This window comes from Achromobacter sp. 2789STDY5608621, assembly GCF_001299375.1.
GTDB lineage: Bacteria > Pseudomonadota > Gammaproteobacteria > Burkholderiales > Burkholderiaceae_B > Achromobacter > Achromobacter insuavis.
In genome coordinates this window covers 51,405-71,168 of the sequence record NZ_CYTU01000016.1, presented here as the reverse complement: position 1 = coordinate 71,168, position 19,764 = coordinate 51,405, and the positions used below count along the sequence as shown (strand labels likewise).

General features: G+C 69.5%; 11 protein-coding genes. 3 read left to right on the top strand and 8 right to left on the bottom strand.

Going from position 1 to position 19,764, the window contains the following annotated elements; translation table 11 throughout:
* Positions 1-12: 12 nt before the first annotated feature.
* The 5 genes from AOZ53_RS16890 to AOZ53_RS34740 all read right to left on the bottom strand — a co-directional run bounded on the left by AOZ53_RS16890 (position 13) and on the right by AOZ53_RS34740 (position 13,159).
* Positions 13-2,415 (bottom strand): TonB-dependent siderophore receptor, encoded by a 2,403-nt coding sequence (locus tag AOZ53_RS16890; protein ID WP_156333413.1) that lies wholly within the window; start codon positions 2,413-2,415, stop codon positions 13-15.
* Between the two features lie 131 nt (positions 2,416-2,546).
* Positions 2,547-3,605: a FecR family protein gene (locus tag AOZ53_RS16885; protein WP_054488588.1), complete on the bottom strand. Its 1,059-nt coding sequence runs from the start codon at positions 3,603-3,605 to the stop codon at positions 2,547-2,549.
* A gap of 40 nt (positions 3,606-3,645) precedes the next feature.
* Positions 3,646-4,164 carry a sigma-70 family RNA polymerase sigma factor gene (locus AOZ53_RS16880; RefSeq protein WP_054488586.1) on the bottom strand — a complete coding sequence of 173 codons (519 nt, stop codon included), beginning with the start codon at positions 4,162-4,164 and terminating at the stop codon, positions 3,646-3,648.
* Positions 4,165-4,330: 166 nt separating this feature from the next.
* Complete coding sequence (locus AOZ53_RS35205) at positions 4,331-12,832, bottom strand: autotransporter-associated beta strand repeat-containing protein (protein ID WP_054488585.1); 8,502 nt, start codon at positions 12,830-12,832, stop codon at positions 4,331-4,333.
* A 150-nt stretch (positions 12,833-12,982) separates the two neighbouring features.
* Positions 12,983-13,159, bottom strand: coding sequence for a hypothetical protein (locus tag AOZ53_RS34740; RefSeq protein ID WP_197286499.1), 177 nt, complete (start codon positions 13,157-13,159; stop codon positions 12,983-12,985).
* Between AOZ53_RS34740 and AOZ53_RS16870 the strand changes: the two genes are divergently transcribed.
* Positions 13,158-13,511, top strand: a complete 354-nt coding sequence (locus tag AOZ53_RS16870; RefSeq protein ID WP_231690626.1) for a DUF1294 domain-containing protein — start codon at positions 13,158-13,160, stop codon at positions 13,509-13,511. The genes AOZ53_RS34740 and AOZ53_RS16870 overlap by 2 nt on opposite strands.
* Before the next feature lie 19 nt (positions 13,512-13,530).
* Here AOZ53_RS16870 and AOZ53_RS16865 read toward each other — a convergent pair whose 3' ends face one another.
* Complete coding sequence (locus AOZ53_RS16865; RefSeq protein ID WP_054488583.1) at positions 13,531-14,763, bottom strand: hypothetical protein; 1,233 nt, start codon at positions 14,761-14,763, stop codon at positions 13,531-13,533.
* A gap of 154 nt (positions 14,764-14,917) precedes the next feature.
* Positions 14,918-15,535 carry a TetR/AcrR family transcriptional regulator gene (locus tag AOZ53_RS16860; protein WP_054488581.1) on the bottom strand — a complete coding sequence of 206 codons (618 nt, stop codon included), beginning with the start codon at positions 15,533-15,535 and terminating at the stop codon, positions 14,918-14,920.
* A 137-nt stretch (positions 15,536-15,672) separates the two neighbouring features.
* Between AOZ53_RS16860 and AOZ53_RS16855 the strand changes: the two genes are divergently transcribed.
* Positions 15,673-16,746 (top strand): MBL fold metallo-hydrolase, encoded by a 1,074-nt coding sequence (locus tag AOZ53_RS16855; RefSeq protein ID WP_156333412.1) that lies wholly within the window; start codon positions 15,673-15,675, stop codon positions 16,744-16,746.
* A 34-nt stretch (positions 16,747-16,780) separates the two neighbouring features.
* Here the strand turns inward: AOZ53_RS16855 and AOZ53_RS16850 are convergent, their stop codons facing one another.
* Entirely contained in the window at positions 16,781-17,866 is a 1,086-nt protein-coding gene (locus AOZ53_RS16850; RefSeq protein WP_156333411.1) for a hypothetical protein, read from the bottom strand.
* A 461-nt stretch (positions 17,867-18,327) separates the two neighbouring features.
* On the opposite strand from AOZ53_RS16850, the gene mqo reads away from it, so the two are divergent.
* A partial coding sequence (gene mqo, locus AOZ53_RS16845; protein WP_054488577.1) for a malate dehydrogenase (quinone) occupies positions 18,328-19,764 on the top strand: 1,437 nt, incomplete at its 3' end.

Sequence of the window (19,764 nt, the reverse complement as noted above, 5' to 3'; positions counted from 1 at the left end):
CCGCCCGCGCACTCAATACTCGAATTGCGCCGACAGCTTGGCCACGCGCGGCATGCCCTGCAGCAAGGTGCCCGCGCTCGTCATCCAATAGGCCTTGTTCGCCAGGTTGTCGACGTTCAGGCGCACGGTGACGCGGGTGGCGCCCAGCCGCGTGACGTAGCGCACGCCGGCATCGAACAGCGTGTAGGACGGCAGCGACACGGTGTTGCCGGCATCGACGAAACGCGAGCCGTAGTACTGGCCGCCGGCCGTCAAGGTCCATTGCGTCTCGGGAATCGTGTATTCGGCGTAGGCCGCGAACTGCTGGCGCGGCACGCCGTCGATGCGGTTGCCAATCAGATCGGCCACGCCCTGCGTCACCTTGCTGCGCAGGAACAAGGCGCTGGCGTTGACCACCCACTGCCGGCTCAGGCGCGCCTTGCCCGACAGTTCCAGGCCGTCATAGCGCGAGCGCCCGTCCTGGGTGAAGACGTTGTTGGCATCGGTGTAGGTCAGCCCGCGCTTGATCTGGAACAGCGCCGCGGTGGCGCTCCAGTCCTCTCCATCGAGCTTGGCGCCGACCTCGACCTGGCGGCTCTTGAGCGGCGGGAACGACTGGTAGGCGTTGGCGGCGGAAATCGGTGCGATGGCGCCCTGCTCCAGCGATTCGATATAGCTGCCATACAGGGACAGCTGGGACAGCGGGCGGAACACCAGCGCATAGGTCGGCGACAGCGCCGAACTGTCGTAGCCGGCGTAGCGGTCCTTGATGTTGCTGCGTCGCAGGCCGGCGATGAGGTCCCAGTCCTGCCCCAGGTGCAGCGTGTCCGACGCGAACACCGAGCGCTGCGTGACCTCGCTGGTCTGCGTGTCGACGGGCGCGGCATGCAGGTGCGGATTGGCGAACCGGGGCGGATGGTAGATATTGCCCGAGCCCAGCACTTCATAGCCGGACACGCTGGAGGTGTAGCCCCGGGTCTTGCCATAGCTGGCCCCCAGCGCGATCTCGTGCTCGATCGGCCCGGTGGCGAAGCCCCCCGTGACCAGGGCCTGGCTTTCGGCGGTCTTGTAGCGGTCGGTGCCGGCGTACATTTCCTCGGTGTAGTCGCCCTGCGCGTTGGCGTAGAGCGCGCCGTTCTCGTAGATCCGGTCCATCTTCGACTGGCGGTAGGCCAGCTTGACGTCCCACTTGGGCGCAACGTGCCAGGCCAGGTCGGTGCCGATGGTGTCGCTTTTGGTTTCGTAGCCGGTGAACGGCGAATAGATCGGCTTGTTGCCCTTGATGGGGTCCAGCACGGCCGCCGGCGCATAGTCGCCCGTCTGGCCGCTCGCGTTCGGATACAGGCCCCAGCCGGCGGAGCCCTTGACCTTGCGGTCCTGCTTGAGCGCGTCGACGCTCCAGACCAGGTCCGGGGTGATGCGCCAGTCCAGCGCGACCGAGCCCGAACGACGGCGAATGCTGCCGCCGTCCACATACGTGTCGCCCTGCTCGTCCACCAGGTTGACGCGGTAGCCAAAGCGGTCCTCGCCGCCGAACCGGCCGCCGGCGTCGCCGTGCAGCAGCACGGTTCCGCTATCGGTGACCTGGGTCGTCAGGGCCAGGCGGGTCTCGGCGGTCGGCCGCTTACTGACGTAATTGACCACGCCGCCGGGTTGCGCAAAGCCGTAGAGAAAGCCGGTCGCGCCTTTCAGGATCTGCACGCTCTCGAAGTGTTCCAGCGGCAGCTCGCTGCTCCAGCTGAAGACGTTCAGGCCGTCGATCTTGCGGCCGTTGACCAGGTCCAGCCCGATGCCGCGCACCGACACCTGCGAGGCCAGGCCGCTGATGTCGTTGGCCAGCATCGACACCGAGGCATCGCCCTTGAGCGCGTCCGTCAGCGAAGTCGCCTGGCGATTGTCCAGCAGATCCCGCGTGATCACGTCGATGCTGTACGGCGTGTCCTTCAGGGACCGCTGCCCCAGCACCCCGACGCTGGCGCTGCTGGCGCGATAGGCCTGGTCCGCGCCGCCTTCCAGCTGGCTGCCTGTCACGGTCACGGCGGGCAGTTCGGTCGCCCCTTTCAGCGCCGGCCGGACGACCAAGGTATAGCCGGACTCGCCGCGCCGGGCATCCAGGCCGGTGCCGCTGAGCAGCGCCGCGAAGCCCTCGTCCACGCCGTAGCTGCCGTGCAGCCCGCGGCTCTGCAGGTTGGCGACCTGGTCCGCCATCAGCGACAGCACGACGCCGGACTCCTGGGCGTAGCGGCTCAGCGCGTCCATCAGCGGCCCGGCGGGAATGTCGTACTGCTGGCGCGACTGCTGCTGCGCCTGGGCCGGCGCGATCGACGCGCAGGCCAGGCCGGCCAACGCCAGCCGTAGCCCCCAGGCCGCGCCGGCGTGGCGAGGCGATGGGAAAAGGAAGCGGTGGCGTGAGCCCGCCGGGTACGGCTTGTGCATGATTTCGTGTCCTTGGGTGGAACGCCCGGGGCGGTCGAGAGCGGAGAAGACGCCCCTGGCCGTCGTCTTCACAGGACATGACGCGCCAGATTGCAAAACACGAACCGCGTGCGAAAAATATTTCTCCGGGGCTAGCGCGCCGCGACGGGCGCGCCGCGGCCGACCCAGACCAGGTACGGGGTCAGGGACGTCAGCGTCAGCCCGGGCACGCTCTCCTGCAACAGCCGCAACGCCCGGTCGGTGTCGTCCAGCGGCAGCACCACCACCATCCGCACGCCCGCCAGCGCCGCGCGGTCGTAGAAGATCCGGCCCGGCCGGTAGCGGCCGAGCTCATCGAGCACGTCGGTCAGGGGCCGGTCCCGCACCACCAGATGGTGATGCTTCCAGGCATCGGCGATCTCGCGCGGATCGATGGTCTCGACCTTGCCGGCGCCGGATCGCGCGATCACCACCCGCTGACCCGCCTCGACCACCAGCGCCGGGGTGGCCGCCGCGCCGCCCGGGGCCGCCGCGCGGGCGCCCTCCCCGCCGCCCGCCGTCTCCACGCGCACGCGGGATTCGATGACCGTCAGGATCGTCACGCCCTCGCGCCGCTCGACCACATAGCGCGTGCCCAGCGCGGTCAGGCGGGCCTCCGGCGTGGAGACGACGAACGGACGCGAGGCGTCCTTGGCCACGTTCACCAGGACTTCGCCCCGCACCAGCTCCAATTCCCGGCGCCGCGTGTCGAAGCGCAAGTTGATAGCGCTGTTGCTCGCCAGGGTCACCTGCGTGCCGTCCTCGAGCAGCTGGGAACGCCATTCGCCGGTCGCGGAACGGGCATCGGCCATCAGGTACGGCAGCGAATCGCCTTGCAGCGCGGTCCAGGCGACCGTGGCGGCCAGCAGGAAGGCCCCGACCGACAGCAGCAGGCGCCTGGCGCGCTTCCTGCCGGCATGGACGAACGCCGCCTCGAACCCCGCCCGCGCCGCGCCGGCCGCCGCCGCGTCCTCGCCGCGCAGCCCCTGCATGGAATCGACCACCTGCCGCAGATGGCTCACCGCCGCCTCGTGGGCGGGACTCTGCCGCATCCAGGCGTCCAGTCCGGCCTGCGCCGCGGCGCGCTCGGCGGCGTCGCCCGCGCTCAGGCGCACCACCCACAGGGCGGCCTCTTCGGCGATGGCATCGGGAATGGCGGAGCGCGCGCTCATGCCGCCGCGCCCTCCGCGGGACAGGCCGCGCGGCCGGCGCTCACGGCGCGACGACTTGATGGCAGCGCAGCAGGCCCTGCGCCAGGTACTTCTGCACCATCCGCACGGAAATGCCCAGCCGTTGCGCCACGGCCGGCTGGCTTTCGTCTTCCAGGTAGTGCAGCAGAAAGGCCTCGCGCCCCTTGGGCGCCAGCGTGGACAGCGCAGCGGCGAGCTGTTCCACCGCCTGCACCGCGCTCATCACGGCCTCGGGCGACGGCGCCCAGCGCGGCAGCGCGGCCGCGGCCAGCGACATGGCTTCGAGGTAGGCCCGCTCGACCCGTTCCCGCCGCGCGCGGTCCAGCACCAGCCGCGACGCCGTGGTGGTCAGGTAGGCGCGCGGCTCGGCCAGTTCGACCAGCGAGGCTTTGGATGTGAGGACGCGCAGGAAGGTGTCCTGGGCCAGGTCCGCCGCCTGTTCGGGGCAGCCCAGTTTGCGGCGCAGCCAGGACCGCAGCCAGCCATGATGCTCGGCGTAGAGGGTCTTGAGGGTCGAGGTCGGAAGATTGGCGGCAGTCACGATTCAGTCCGCCCAAACCCGGCCTGCAAGTGAACGTCTTGACGGTCAAATAAAAATGATTGTCAATATTATCCAAGAAGGTACCCCGGCGCAAGCATGCCGCGCCGCCCGGCCGAGGCGGGCCGACGATGGTCGGCGCCACCCCTTCCCCGCGGCCGGACCGCGCCTACCAGCGGATCTGCACTCCCACATTGCCCTGCACCATCTCGCGCCGCTCGCCGCCCAGATTGAAGCCATAGCCCGTCGACGCATAGACGCTGACGCGCTCGCTGGCCTTGACCGACATGCCCAGTCCCAGGCGCGCCTGCGTGCCGCCCATGGCCGACTTGCTGGTGGTGCCGCCGCCGAAGCTGACGCTGTCGTTGCCGCCCAGCGTATGCAGCAGGTCGGCGCGCAGATAGGGTTTCCAGGTGGCGCCGCCCGCCTGGTACTCGCCCTGCAGACGCGCCCCGACCCGTCCGATCAGCGCGTTCCGGGGCGCGAACGAGACCTCCGAGGCCGAATCGCGCACCGCGTCGATCCGCGTGTTCTGGTAGATCAGCTGGGCCTGCGGTTCGAGGCTCAGGTCGGGCCTGAGCGCGATCGGCAGCCCCGCTTCGACCGACGCCGTGAAGGCCTTGCCGTCGGTGGACGCGGTATCCCCCGCGCGCGACCCGGGCTTGACCTTCAGGTGGCTGCCCATGATGACGGTGTCGGTGTACCAGCCGCCGGGGCCGACGTGGGTCCAGTAGCCGCCCAGGCTGTAGGCGTCGATGGCCAGCTTGCCGGCGCCGTAGCCCTCCTGCCCCATCGCGAACCCCTTGACGTCGCCATCGGCGCGGGCGTAGCCCAGGAACAGGCCATAGCGGTCCTGGTGGCCGCTGTCGGTGCGGCGGGCGTAGAGGTCCTGCCCCGCCTGCATGCCGAAGATATTGCCGCTGAACGACTGCCGCACGGTGCCATCGCGCCGCTCGGAGAAGTGATCGCCCCAGGTGCGCGCCCAGCCGGACGGCAGGCCGCCGGTTCCGCCCAGCAGGTCCTGGTTGCCCTGGCGGTCGTGGAACGTGCCGATCTGCTGCACCGCCAGCTCGCGCGCCAGCGAAGGCACTTCCGTGTAGATCGACACGCCGGGCCGGTAGGTGGGCGTCGGGTCGGGGCCGTTGGCCAGTTCCGAGCGCAGGTACCAGCTCTGCTCGTTGCCGGCCGCGACGCCGCCGCGGAACAGCTGGTACGAATAGGCGCCGGCATAGACGCCGCCGCTGGTGAAGGCGCCCGGCGTGGTGGTCGCGCCGTTCAACGCCTGCACCACCTGGATGCCGTCGCCGCTCGTCTTCGCGCCCAGGCCGCCCTTGTTGGTGATGCGCAGCGTGGTGCTGCCGCTGGCGGCGCCGCCGCTCAGCACCAGCTTGTCGGTTGGCGAATTGTCGGCGCCCAGGAAGGTGTTGAGCGCCACCACGCCGGACTGGCCCTGGTAGTTGCCGGTCACCGTCAACACGTTGCCCGGCGCCGCGCCGCCCAGGTCGACCACGCCGCTGTTGACCAGGTTGCCGGTGATGGCGCAGCCGCCCGCGCCGCCGCCCAGGCCGGGAAACGCGTCGGCCACGGCCAGCGTGCCGGCGTTGGTGACGTTGCCCTTGACGCTGCCGTAGCCGCCGAAGCGGGCCCCGGCCTGCACCGTCACCGGACCGCCGCTGTTGATGGCCGCGCCCGCGTGGCCAGCGTCGCCCACCGCCAGCCCGCCGGCCGCCACGGTGGTGCCGCCGGTATAGCCGTTGATGGCGTTGAACACGGTGGTGCCGCTGCCCTGCTGGATCACCTGCCCGCCGCCGTTGATCACGTCGGCCTGGACATAGCGGTCCGAGCGGTTGAAGGCCAGCACGCCGTCGTTGCTGACGATCCCCATGATGTTGCCGCGGGTGCCGCCGTCGCCGACCTGCAGCGTGCCCGCCTTGATGACGGTGACGCCGTCCTTGACGACGGTGCCGCTGCCGTAGCTGTTGTTGCCCGTCAGGATGACGGTGCCCCCGCCCAGCTTGGTCAGCGATCCGGCGCCGCCGATGTCGCTGGCCACGGTCAGCGTGGTGCCCGCCAGCGGCTCCAGGCCGCCGCCCATCGCGCCCAGCGTGATCGGACGCGACTGCGTCAGGCTCTGCGTGGTGCGCAGCGTGCCGCCGTCCATGCCGAGCGCGGCGCCCGCCGCGCCCAGCGCCGTGTCGGCCGCGATCTGCAGCGTGCCGCCATTGATCGCGGTGCCGCCGCCGTAGGTGTTAGCGGCATTCAGGACCAGCGTGCCGAGATCGGTCTTGACCAGCCGCGAGGCGCCGGTCAGCACCGCGTCGAGGGTCGTGGTGTAGCCGGCGCCCAGGCTGCTGCCATCGCCCACGCGTAGGGTCGTGCCGCCGCCGGCGTCGGGCACCAGTTCGATGGCGCCGCCGATCAGCCGGTAACCGTTGCTGGCGAATTGCATGCCGCCGCTGCGCACCTGGCCCAGGCTGTTGTCCACCGTGACCGTGCCGGGCGCCGCCATGAAGATGCCGAAGGTCGCGTCGGCGTAGGCCGCGTTGGGCACGCCCAGTGAATTGGTCCAGTTGTCGTTGCCGGTCGAATTCTGCCAGGTGCCGTTGCCGCCATCGACCGTGCCGTTGTTCTTGCCCGCGGCGGCGGCGCCGTCCCAGAAGTTCAGGGTCAGCCCGGCGGTATTGACCAGGTTCACCTGCTTGTCGATCGCGGTCTGCAGCGAGAACGACGGCGACGGAATCGTGCCGATGGTCAGGCCGTTGTTGGTCAGGGCGCCGTCGTAGCTGATGACCCGGTAGACGCCCGGATCGAAGCTGCCGCCCGGCGGCGTGGCGACGTTGAGCGTGCCGTCCAGCGTCAGGTTGCCCTTGACGATGGTCAGGTCGTTGAGCGGACCGCCCACGGTGCCGGCCTGGCCGAAGTTGTAGGACAGCGTGGCCGTATTGCCCAGGGTGAGATCGCCGTTGATCGTCAGCGTGCCCGGCGCGCCGGTGGTGTCGCCGGGCGAGAGCGTGCCGGCCACGAAGGCGCTGCCGCCAAGGGTGCCGGTGCCCCCCAGGGTGGCGCCGGTGGCCACGAAGGTGTTGCCGGTGGCGGCGCTCTGGTTGCCGTTCACGAACAGCGAGCCGGCCAGCACCTGGGTCAGGCCCGTATAGCTGTTGTTGCCGCTCAGCACGGTCTGCCCGCCGCCGTTCTGCACGAAAGCGCCGGTGCCGGAGAGGATGCCGTTCAGCAGCACCTGGTCGCTGCGCTCGACCACTAGCACGCCGTCGTTGACCACGTCGCCGGTCAGCGAGCCGCTGGTGCCGCCATTGCCCAGTTGCAGCACGCCCGCGGTGATGGCGGTGCCGCCGCTATAGGTGTTGTTGCCGGTGAAGACAGTGGTGCCCGTGCCCTGCTGCACGAACTTGCCGGTGCCGGTGATCGGGCCCGCCAGCGCGAACGTGTCGTTGCGGTTCACCGCCAGCGTCCCGGCGTTGACGATGGGCCCCGCCACGTTGCCGCTGGCGCCGCCGTTGCCCAGCTGCAGCGTGCCGGCGGTGATGCGGGTGGCGCCGGCATAGGTGTTGTCGGCCGTCAGGATGGTGGTGCCGGCGCCGGCCTGGGTGACGTTGCCGCTGCCGCTGATGAGGCCGCCAAAGGTGTAGGTGTCGCTGCGGTTGAAGACCAGCGCGCCGTTGTTGGCCACGTCGCCGACGATGCCGCCGGTCGCGCCGCCCGCGCCCAATTGCAGCGTGCCGGCGGAGATCGTGGTGCCGCCGTTGTAGGTGTTGTTGGCCGTCAGGATGGTGGCGCCGCCGCCGTTCTGGCTGACCGAGCCGGTGCCGCTGACGAGGCCGCCGAAGGTATAGGTGTCGCTGCGGTTGAAGACCAGCGCGCCATTGTTGGTCACGTCGCCGACGATGCTGCCGCTCGCGCCGCCCGCGCCCAGCTGCAGCGTGCCGGCCGAGATGGTGGTGCCGCCGGTATAGGTGTTGGCGCCCGTCAGCACCGTGGCGCCGCTGCCCAGCTGCGTCACGCCGCCCGTGCCGCTGACCACGCCCGCATAGGTATAGGTATTGCCGCGGTTGAAGGCCAGCGTGCCGTTGTTGGTCACATTGCCCAGGAGGCTGCCGGTGGCGCCGCCCGCGCCCAGCTGCAGCGTGCCCGCGGAGATCGTGGTGCCGCCGGTGTAGCCGTTGTCCGCGCCCAGGACCAGCGTGCCCGTGCCCAGCTTGCCCAGGGCGCCGGCGCCGTTGACGGCGCTGTTCAGCGTCAGCACGTTGGCGCCCGTGACCTCGAAGCTGCCGCCGCCCGCGCCCAGCGTGGCGGCGCGCGCCGTGGCGAAGCTGCCGGCGGCGCGCAGCGTGCCGCCATCCAGCGACAGCGCCGTGCCGGCGGCGCCCAGGTTGGCGTCCTGCGACACCTGCAGCACGCCGCCGTTGATGGCGGTGCCGCCGGCATAGGTGTTGACCCCCGACAACACCAGTGTGCCCAGGTCGGTCTTGACCAGCCTGGCCGCGCCATCGAGCACGGCCGCGATCGTCGCGGTGTAGCCGGCGCCATCGGCCGAGCCCGCGCCGACGCGGATGATCGCTTCGGCCGGCCCGCCGCCGGCAACCGGCGCGCCGGTCAGCGTCAGCTTGTCGCCGGCGGCATTGCCTTGCAGCAGGTAGCCGTCGGTGGCGAACTGCATGCCCTGCACGTTGATCTGGCCGTTGGTGGCGCTGTCCACCAGCACCGTGCCGCTCTGGCCGGTGAAGACGGCGAACGCGCCCTGGCTCCAGGGCGCGTTGAGCGCGCCGCCCGCGTCAGTCCAGTTGTCGTTGACGCCGCCCGGCGCCACCCAGGTGCCCGAGCCGCCATTGACCTGGCCGTTGTTCTTGGGGCCGGCGTCGCCGTCCCAGTAGTTCAGCGTCAGGCCATTGGTGTTGACCAGGTTGACCTGCTTGTCCACCGAGGTCTGCACGAAGTAGTTGGCGGGGTTGGAGCCGGCCGGCAAGGTGCCCAGGGTCAGGCCCGCGGGGTTGGTCAACGCGCCGCCGTAATTGATGATGCGGTAGATGCCCGGGTCGAAGCGCCCGCCCGGCGACAGCGAGACGTTGAGCTGGCCGCCCAGGCTGACGTTGCCGGCCACGTTGGTCAGGTCGTTGAACGGTCCGCCCGCCACGTTGGCCTGGCCGAAGCCATAGTTCAGCGAGGTGCCGCTGCCCAGCGTCAGGTTGCCCTGGATGGTCAGCGTGCCTGGCGCGGTGCTGTTGTCGCCCGGCGAGAGGATGCTGTTGCCGGTCAGCGTCACGTCGCCGCCGATCACGCCCTTGCCGCCCAGCGTCGCGCTGTTGTTGACGGTGGTGGCGCCGGTGGCCGCGCTCTGGTCGCCGTTGACGAACAGGCCGCCGGCGTTGACGGTGGTCGCGCCCGTGTAGCTGTTGTTGGCGCTGAGCACGGTGGTGCCGGCGCCCTGCTGCGTGACCGTGCCGGCGCCGCTGACGGCGCCGCCGAAGGCGTAACCATTGCCGCGGTTGAAGACCAGCCCGCCGTTGTTGACCACGTTGCCGACAATGCCGCCGGTGGCGCCGGTGGCGCCGCCGGCGCCCAGCTGCAAGGTGCCGGCCGAGATCGTGGTGCCGCCCGTGTAGGTGTTGTCGGCCGTCAGGACGGTGGTCCCGGTCCCGATCTGCGTGACGCCGCCGGTGCCACTGACGACGCCGCCAAAGGTGTACGTATTGCTGCGGTTGAACGCCAGCGTGCCGCTGTTGGCCACGTTGCCCAGGATGCCGCCGGTGGTCGACCCGCCCGCGCCCGTGCCCAGCTGCAGCGTGCCGCTGGTGATGGTGGTGCCGCCCGCGTAGGTCGCATCGCCCGCCAGCGCCAGCGTCCCGGTGCCCAGCAGGGTCAAGGCGCCCGCGCCCGTCACCGGGCTGGTCAGCGTCAAGGTGGACCCGCCCGCCATGTCGAAGCGCCCGCCGCCGGCGCGCAACTCGGTGGCGCGGTTCGAGCTGAAGCTGGCGGCGGCGCGCAGCGTACCCCCATCCAGCGTCAGGCCCGTGCCCGCCGCGCCCAGGTTGCTGTCCTGGCTGACCTGCAGCACGCCGCCGTTGATGGCCGTGCCGCCGGTATAGGTGTTGACGCCCGACAGCACCAGCGTGCCCAGGTCGGTCTTGACCAGCTTGGCCGCGCCCGCCAGCGTGGCGCCGATCGTGGCTGTGTAGCCGCCGCCCTCGGCCACCCCGTTGCCCACGCGGATCACGGCTTCGTTGGGGCCGCCGCCCGCGGCCGGCACGCCCACCAGGGTCAGCGCGTCCCCCACCGCATTGTTCACCAGCGTGTAGCCATCGGCCGCGAACTGCATGCCCTGCGCCAGGATCGCGCCATTGGTGGTGCTGTCCACCCTGACGGTGTCGCCCTGCCCCATGAACACGGCGAACGCGCTCTGGCTCCAGGGCGCGTTGAGCGCGCCGGTCATGCCGGTCCAGTTGTCGTTGGTGAGCGCGCCGTTGGCCGTCCAGATGCCCGGCCCGCCGTCGATGGTGTTGTTGTTCTTGTTCAGCGGGCTGGCGCCGTCCCAGTAGTTCAGCGTCAGGCCGTTGGTGTTGACCAGGTTGACCTGCTTGTCCACCGAGGTCTGGATGAAATAGTTGCCCGGCGACGGCACCGCGCCCAGCGCCAGCGTGCCGCTGAGCGCGCCGGCGTAGTTGATGACCCGGTAGACGCCGGGGTCGAACGAGCCGCCCACCGAAGTCTGCACGTTGAGCGTGCCGCCCAGGGCGAGATTGCCGCCGACATTGGTCAGGTCGTTGAACGGTCCGCCGACCACGCCCGCCTGGCCGAACGAATACGCCAGCGCCGAGCCGTTCTGCAGGGTCAGGTCGCCGCCGATGGTGAGCGTGCCGGGCGCCGCGCCGACGCCGCCCGGCGCCAGCGTGCCGCCGGTCTGCACCGTGACGCTGCCGCCCAGCGTACCGGTGCCGCCCAGGGTGGCGCCGTTGCCCACGGTCGCCGCGCCAGTGCCGCTCTGCGTACCGTTGACGTAGAGCGCGCCGGCCGTCACCGAGGTCGGTCCGGCGTAGCTGTTGTTGGCCGTCAGGACGGTGGTGCCCGATCCCATCTGGCGGATGCCGCCGCTGCCCGTGATCAGGTTGCCGAAGGTGAACAGGTCGCTGCGGTTGAAGGCCAACGTGCCGTTGTTGGTGATGGCGGCGGCGCCCGGCAGGTTGCCCGACGCGCCGCCGTTGCCCAGTTGCAGCGTGCCGGCGGCGATGGTGGTGGCGCCCGCCCAGCTGTTGGCGTTGCTGGTCAGCACCACGGTGCCGGCGCCGTCCTTGGTCAGCGCGCCCGCGCCGGTGATGGCTTGCGTCACGGTGCCGGTCACGCCCGCATTGGCGCTGAGCGTGCCGTTGTTGGCGGTGACGCTGACATTGCGGCTGCCCGCCAGGCTGAAGCTGTTGGTGAACGCCAGCGCGCCGCCATCCAGCGTCACCCCGCCCGTGCTCGCGCCCAGCGCGCCGTCGGCGCTGATCGCGACGGTGCCGCCCTGTATGCGCGTGCCGCCCTGGTAGGTGTTGGCGCCGGTCAGCGTCAGGATGCCCGCGGCAATCTTGTTGACCGCGCCGGTGCCGCTGATCGTGCCGGCGTAGGTGCCGTTGTCCGGCTGGTTGAACAGCACCAGGCCATTGTTGGTCACGCTCGGCGGCAGGCTTTGCGCGCGCGCTTCCAGCGTGCCGGCCGCATCGACCCGCACCGAGCCGTTGAAGCCCGTGTTGTCGCCGGTCAGGGCCAGCGTGCCGTCCTGCACCTGCACCGCCAGCGGCGTGCCGCCGCCGTTGCTGCCGACCGAGCCGGACAACGTCCATTTGCCATCGCCGGTCTTGATCAGCGACTGGAAGTTGCGGATGGTGCCGGGCAAGGTGTCGCTGGAGCCGGCCTCGCCGGTCAGCGTCAGGCTGTTGGTGCCGCCGCCGCCATTGAAGCCGCCGGTGATGATCGACCCCGGATACAGCGTGAGCGAGTCATCGCCGCTGGCGAAGGTCAGGCTGCCGTTGACCACCGCGCCGCTGCGGTTGATGAAATTGACGTTGCCGCTGCCGCTGTTGCCGATCACGTTGCTGCTGGTGCCGTTGCCGGCCTGGATCGTGCCGTAGTTGTCGACGGTGTTGGCCGCGCCGCGCGTGCGGTCCTCGAACCAGATGGCGGCGGCATTGCCGCCGGAGATCAGGCCGCGGTTGATGATGGTGTTGCCCGCGCCCATGACGTTGACGGCCTCGGCGTTGGCCTGCGTGCCCAGGGCCTGGACCTTGCCGCCCTGGGCGATGGTCAGCGTGCCGTTGGAACCGAATTCCACCGTGTTGTTGCCCGCGCTCCACAAGCCCGCGCCCGACGTGGCGAGATTGGAAATGACCGCGCCGGCCGCCACCGTGATGGCGGCGTTGTCGCCCAGGCTGACGGCATTGGCGTTATTGACTTCGAGCCTGGCGTTGGGCTGCATCGTGACCGACGCGCCGGCCGCCGTGGACGGCCCCTGCCCGATCGGCGCCGTGGCCGGATTGGGCGCGGCGGTGTTGCAGGTGGTCGCTGAACCGGTGGTGACGCAAGCGGCCTGGACGCCCGTGCCGGGCCAGCCGCCGAATAATGCCGCGCCGACCAGGACGGTCAGGCGCCGAGGGACGAGCGTGAACGACTTCGCTGCTTGCATCGCGTTCTCCAGCCGACGGGCGAATAATGATCTGGCGTATCAATCGTTAATGCCTGAACTCGCGCGGCGATTATGGAGGCTATTTTTTCGATTTCCGGCTTTGGGTTTTTTCTTTGGATATTCGAAATAATGGATGCACCGAGTGGCGTATTAATAAGCGCCAGTGCGCGACGCGGCCGCGAGAAGCGTGTCGGACAAAATAAAAAAAGCCCCTGTAAAAGGAGCTTTTTTTGTTTTCGCTGACCGGCGGATATTGCCGGATCCGCTGGCGGCGGCGAACTGGAATACCATGCCGGTTCCGCCACCGCCACGCCAGGAGCCTTCCATGCACACCGCGCTGTTCCTGCTTGCCTGCCTCGCGGCCTACGGCCTGGCCACCTACCTGCTGCAGGTGCCGTTGTGGGTGGGGCTGGCGTATCTCTCGCTCAGCCTCATTACCATCGCGTTCTACACCTGGGACAAGGCGCAGGCGCGCGCCGGCCAGTGGCGGATTTCCGAGCGCACGCTGCATGCGCTGGCGCTGGCCGGCGGCTGGCCCGGCGCGCTGCTGGCGCAGCGCTGGCTGCGGCACAAGACCATCAAGCGGCGTTTCCGGATCCAGTTCTGGGCGACGGTGGCGTTGAACCTGGCCGCGTTCGTCGTCCTGTCGCCCGTGGCGCAGGCCTGGTGGCGGCCGTGATCGTCACGCCGCCCGCGGCTCAGTTGGCCAACAATTTGACCGTCTGCGGGTTGTAGCCGGCATACGCGCCGCCATACGCGCCGCCGCAGGCCGCATGCGGCTGCGCCGCCGCCGGCAGTCCCGTGGCGCGGATCGCCAGCTCGCCGCCGCGCAGGCGGATCTCGCGGAAACGCTCGGCGGCCACCGCGCCATCGGGCAGGACATACAGGCGCACGCGCATCAGCCCCTTGTCGGGATCGGCCTGACTGGCCGCGCTGAATGCCGGCACCGTCACGCTCGCCTCATGCCAGCGCGCCGGTTCTTCCAGCGTCTGCCAACGCACCCGCAGCGCCTGCTGCAGGTCGAGCATGGCCGGGCTGCCGCCCCGCACCGGATCGCACCGCTGCCCCGCCAGGCTGCGGGCCGCGTACGCCAGGTCCAGCGTCTGGCCATTGACCTCCAGCCGCGCGATGGTCTGCGGCGTGTAGTTTTCCAGGCTGACGATCGTCAGCCCCGCGATGCGGGCCGCCGTCATCTCATCCTCGGTGGTCGCGGCGAATCGCGCGAGGCCGGGCGCCACCTCGACGTGGTCGGCGTAATGGAAATATTGATACAGCAGCAGCCCGGCATCGCCGTAGCGGAACGCCGGCCGCAGCGCGGCCAGGGAAGGCGCCGGCAACTGCCGCAGCGGCAGCGTCGTGGCCGGCGCGCCGTCGCTGCTGGAATAGGCATAGCGGCTGACGTCCGCCTTCAGGCGCGCGCCGTCGTAGGGAAAGTCGCCCGCGGCCACGGTGTTGGCCGTGGGATAGCGGACAAAGCGCGAGAACTGGATATTGTCCGCGGAAGCCGGTTCCATGTAGGGCGAGCCGCCGCCCGACGAGGACGACGCCGCGCGGTAGTCCAGCCAGATGGTGCGCCCGCTGAAGTTGACGTGGCTTTCGGCGATGGCCGGATTGGCGTCGCGGAAGCGGTTGGAGCGGCCCTGGCGGATCTCCTCGTTGACCGGCACGATCATCAGGGCCAGCAGCGTGGGCAGGAACAACAGCGCATGGATGCGTCCGGGCACCTGGCCGCGATCGCGCACCAGGTACACGATCCAGGTCAGCGCCAGCACGATCGCCAGCGGCCCGCCGTACAAGACCCCATACGACAGCAACGCCACCATGCCCCAGCCGAAGTTGTCGCTGAACACGGCGATCAGGCCCAGGGCGGCCAGCAGGCCGGCCAGCACGAACGAAACGATGATGCCGAACAGATAGTTCTTGGTCTTCAAGCGATAAGGCCTCGTCGGATTGCCCGGGCATGGGCGGCGGGGTCTTGCGGGTCGGGCGTGGCGCGATGCGCCGTCCCGCCAACAATAACAGAGCCCCGGCCTGGCGCCGCCGCGGGGCGTCAGGCGGCGTCGGCGCGACCGTCCGGCGCCTGGCTCACACGCCGCGTCCGTAGCACCCCAGGAACATCGCCACCGCCGAATCCACCACCCGCTCGCGTTCGGCCGGTTGCAGCGGCGGCAGGCCCAGCGTGACCTGCGGCCAGAAGGCGAAGCTCTTGACCAGCCCCTGCAATTGATGCCCGGCGAATTCCGGATCGACGTCGGCCAGGCGGCCGTCGGCGATGGCCGCGCGGATCCAGGCGACCTCGCCGCCCTCCTTCGCGCCCATGCGGCAGACGATGGCCTGGGCCCGTTCCGGCGTGTGGATGATCTCGGCCATGGCGACGCGCGCCAGGTCGATGAAATTGGGATCGCCCAGCAGTTCGAGCTTGCGCATCAGCAGCTGCCGCAGCTGCGCCGCCAGCGGCTGGTCGGCGTGATAGGCCACGCCGTCGTTGGCGATGCTGCGGTTCCACAGGTCCTCGAGCATCAGCCCAAACAGTTCGTCCTTGCTGGGGAAATGGTTGTAGACCGTGCGCTTGGAGACGCCGGCGGCGGCGGCGATGCGGTCCATGCTGGTCGCCTCGTAACCCGCCGTGCGGAATTCCTCAACCGCGGCGCGCAGGATGGCCTCGCGCTTCCTGTCGGTGAGCCGCTGCGGAACTTCTGCCATGGGAACGTCCTAAATCAGAGGGATAGCGAAAATTTTACACTCACCAGTGTACTTTCAGAAAAAAGGAAACTACACTGCTCAGTATACTTTTGACGCCATCCCGGTCCGTCATTGCCTTCGCCGCCAGGAATCCCGCCGTGAATCTCCCCTCGCCCGACGCCTCCCCCACCCCGCCGTCCGCGCATCACCGCGACGGCCGGTTCCACAACGCCCGGCCGCGCCCGCCGATGGGATTCTGGCAAGGGCTCAAGCTCACCTGGGCGGTGCTGTTCCGCAAGCCCTCGAACACGGTGCCCGACCAGCCGATCCCGGTACGCCCGCTGACCCGCGCCGAACTCGGCGCCGCGCCCGACCGCAGCCTGTTTCGGCTGGGGCATTCGACCATTCTGCTCAAGCTGCGCGGCCGCTACTGGATCACCGATCCGGTGTTCTCCAAGCGCGCCTCGCCGGTGCAATGGGCCGGCCCGGCGCGCTTTCACGCGCCGCCCATCGCGCTTGACGACCTGCCGCCGATCGCCGGCGTGATCCTTTCCCACAACCACTATGACCACCTGGACCGCGCCGCCGTCACCCGGCTGGCCGCCCGGACCGGCCGCTTCATCGCGCCGCTGGGCGTGGGCGACCAACTGATCACCTGGGGCGTCGACCCGGCCAAGGTCGAGCAGCTCGACTGGTGGCAGTCCACCGAGGTCGACGGCCTGCGCCTGACGGCCACCCCGGCCCAGCATTTCTCCGGCCGCGGCCTGACCGACAGCGATCGCAGCCTGTGGGCCTCGTGGGTGATCGACGATGGCGGGATGCGGGTGTTCTTCAGCGGCGACAGCGGCTACTTCGACGGCTTCAAGGCCATCGGCGACGCGTTCGGCCCATTCGATCTGACGCTGATGGAAACCGGCGCCTACGACAAGCGCTGGGCCTACGTGCACATGCAGCCCGAAGAAACCCTGCAGGCCCACCTGGACCTGCGCGGCCGCTGGCTGCTGCCGATCCACAACGGCACCTTCGACCTGGCCATGCATGCCTGGCAGGAGCCGTTCGAGCGCATCGCCGCGCTGGCCGCCGAACGCGGCGTGCCATTGGCCACGCCCGAAATGGGCGAGCGGCTGGACCTGGACGCCCCGCATCCGGGATCGCCCTGGTGGCGGTCGGTTGCCGCACGCCAGCCGGCGTCCGGCGCGTGCCGCCGCCTGACGCCTTGCCGGGCCAGGTGAGCCGGCAAGACCGGTCACCGCGGCCGGTCAGGAATCAGTCGAAACGCCCGAAGATGTGGCTGCAGTGGGTATACGGGTCGTTGGGCGTGCGGCGGTCCTTGGTGAAGTAGTCGATGATCATGCCGCCCTGCAGCTCGAAACTCAGCGTGCACTCATAGGTGTACTGATAGCTCTGGGTACCGGCCGACGGGGCGCAGCGCGGCGGCGCGTTGGGGCCATGCGTCAGCTGCAGGGTCTGCCCGGGCGGGCAACTGCCGCTGCCGCTTGCCGAGGTCGAGCGCGCTTCCGTGCGGTAGTACTGCAGCATGCGGTTGCCGCTCTTTTCCGTAGTGCCGGTGGGTGGCCCCCAGACCCGCAGCAGTTCGGCCTCGGGCTGGCCGATCCAGGCATCCATCGTGCGCCGCACGGCAGACATTTCCCGCTTGCGGCGGGCATCGGCGCGCGCCTGCGGATCCTGGACGGTGGCGATCTGGCGGCTGGCCTGCTTGTCCTGCTCCACGCTCTTGTCGGCCTGGGCGCCCGCGTCGGCCAGGGCTTTCTTGCGACGCGCCTCCAGATCCTTCATCTCGCGTTCCAGCTCGGCGTCCGAGCGCGGCTTGCTGGCGGGCCGGGTGCCGTCGGTCCACATCGTGTTCCAGGCCAGGTCGCCGATCTCGCCGGTATTGAGCGGGCCCAGGTACATCCAGCCGCGCGACCGGTTGTCGGCCTTGCGCGCCGCCACGCGCTGGGCGCCGCTCTTGGGCCCCATGTCGCAGGCGAAGTCGATCAGCGCCTGGCCCACGGCGTTCTTCGGCGGCCGGGCCGGCTGGTCGGGCGCGGTGGCCAGCTTGCCGCCGCGCGGCGACAGCTGGATCAGCTTTTCCTCGAGCGTCTGCCGGCCGCAGTCGATGATCATGTTGGACGACACCCAGTCCGGCGACTTGGCGTTCTCCAGCACCGTCAGGGTTTCCAGCTTGTAGGTCTTCTCGGCCCGGGGCACGGCGTCGAGATAGCTCTCGTCGACGGTGACGAAGATGCGGTTCGGCTTGTCGCCGCCGGCATAGACCACCCAGCGTTCGCCGGCAAGGACGGGCGACGCCGCCACGGCGGCCAGGACAGCGCTGATCAATAGTCGGTTCAAGGATGGACTCCGGATTCCCCGGCCAGGATCCGGACCGCGGGCGCGCCAATATTAATGGAACCTGAATGGGAAGCACCATAGCCCCACGGCGCGGATCCGGTCGCGCCAGGGACCGGTGGCGCCAATGTGTTTACAATCACGGCGCAACGCGTATTGCGCCAAAACCAATGCCCGCGACCCGGGTATTGCGGCAGGACGAAGCCGCTTCGTCTAGTCTAGGGCCTGCACGCAAGACCTGACACAGGCTCCCGCCCCAGGGATGCCCGGCCGCTTGGCCGGGAGCCGGGGCCGGTCAGGCGCCCACCCAACCCTGTTCGCAACCTCCCCCGCCCCGGCTTGCCGCCTTGGACGCGTGATCGCTGTTTGCGTGTTTGATCGCCCCGGAGGTGCCCTCGCCCGTTTTCTCCGTAGTTCCTACAACGACAACAACATAATCCTTTGAACCGTAAGGTCTAATACCCATGAGAAAGTTTCTCAAAATCGTGGGCAGCCTGGTGGTGACGGTGGTGGTCGCGGCCGCCCTGTTCCTGTACTGGCCCCTGCACCAACGTTCGGTCCCGGCAGCCGACAACGACAAGCCCCTGGACGCCGTGCTCGTCGGCGGCGGCATCATGAGCGTGACGCTCGCCACCTACCTGCAGGAATTGCAGCCGGACTGGCGCGTCGAGCTGTTCGAACGCCTGGACGGCGTCGCGCTGGAAAGCTCCAATGGCTGGAACAACGCGGGCACCGGCCACTCGGGCTTCGCCGAGCTGAACTACACCCCCGAAATGCCCGACGGTTCCGTCGACATCAAGCGCGCCATCAACATCGCCGAGCAGTTCGAGGTCTCGCGCCAGTTCTGGGCCCACCAGGTCAAGACCGGCCGCCTGGGCCAGCCGTCGGACTTCATCAACCCGACCGGCCACATGAGCTTCGTGTGGGGCGATGACCGCATCGAATACCTGCGCAAGCGCCGCGATGCGCTGGTCAAGAGCCCGCTGTTCTACGGCATGGAATACTCGACCGACGCGGCGCGGATCCGCCAGTGGGCGCCGCTGCTGATGGAAGGCCGCGACGCCAGCCAGAAGGTCGCCGCCACCTACATGCCGCTGGGCACCGACGTCAACTTCGGCGTCATCACCAACCAGCTGACCCAGGGCCTGCAACGCAACCCCAACTTCAAGCTGCAACTGCAGCATGAGGTCACCGCGCTGCGCCAGAACGACGACAAGACCTGGAACGTCACGGTCAAGGACCTGAAGACCAACCAGGAACGCACGGTGAAGTCGCGCTTCGTCTTCATCGGCGCGGGCGGCGCCTCGCTCAAGGTGCTGCAGCTGTCGGGCATCCCGGAATCGAAGAACTACGCCGGCTTCCCGGTGGGCGGCCAGTTCCTGGCCTTCGACGCACCCGCCATCGCCGGCCGCCATGAGGTCAAGGCCTACGGCATGGCCGACACCGATTCGCCGCCGATGTCGGTGCCGCACCTGGATGCGCGCAAGCTCGACGGCAAGCCGGTGGTGCTGTTCGGACCGTTCGCGCTGGCCACGACCAAGTTCCTCAAGCAAGGCTCGTCGTTCGACCTGTTCTCGTCGGTCAACCACAACAACGTCGCCAGCATGGTGGACGTGGGCCTGGAGAACCTGGACCTGGTCAAGTACCTGATCAACCAGGCGCAACTGACCGACGCCGACCGCCACGCCCAGCTGCTCAAGTACTTCCCGCAGGCCAAGCCCGAGGACTGGCGCCTGGTGACGGCCGGCGAACGCGTCCAGGTCATCAAGCGCGATCCCGAGAAAGGCCCGATCCTGCAGTTCGGCACCGAAGTCGTGACCGACAAGGACAACACCATCGCCGCGCTGCTGGGCGCCTCGCCGGGCGCCTCGACCTCGCCGCCCATCATGCTGAACCTGCTG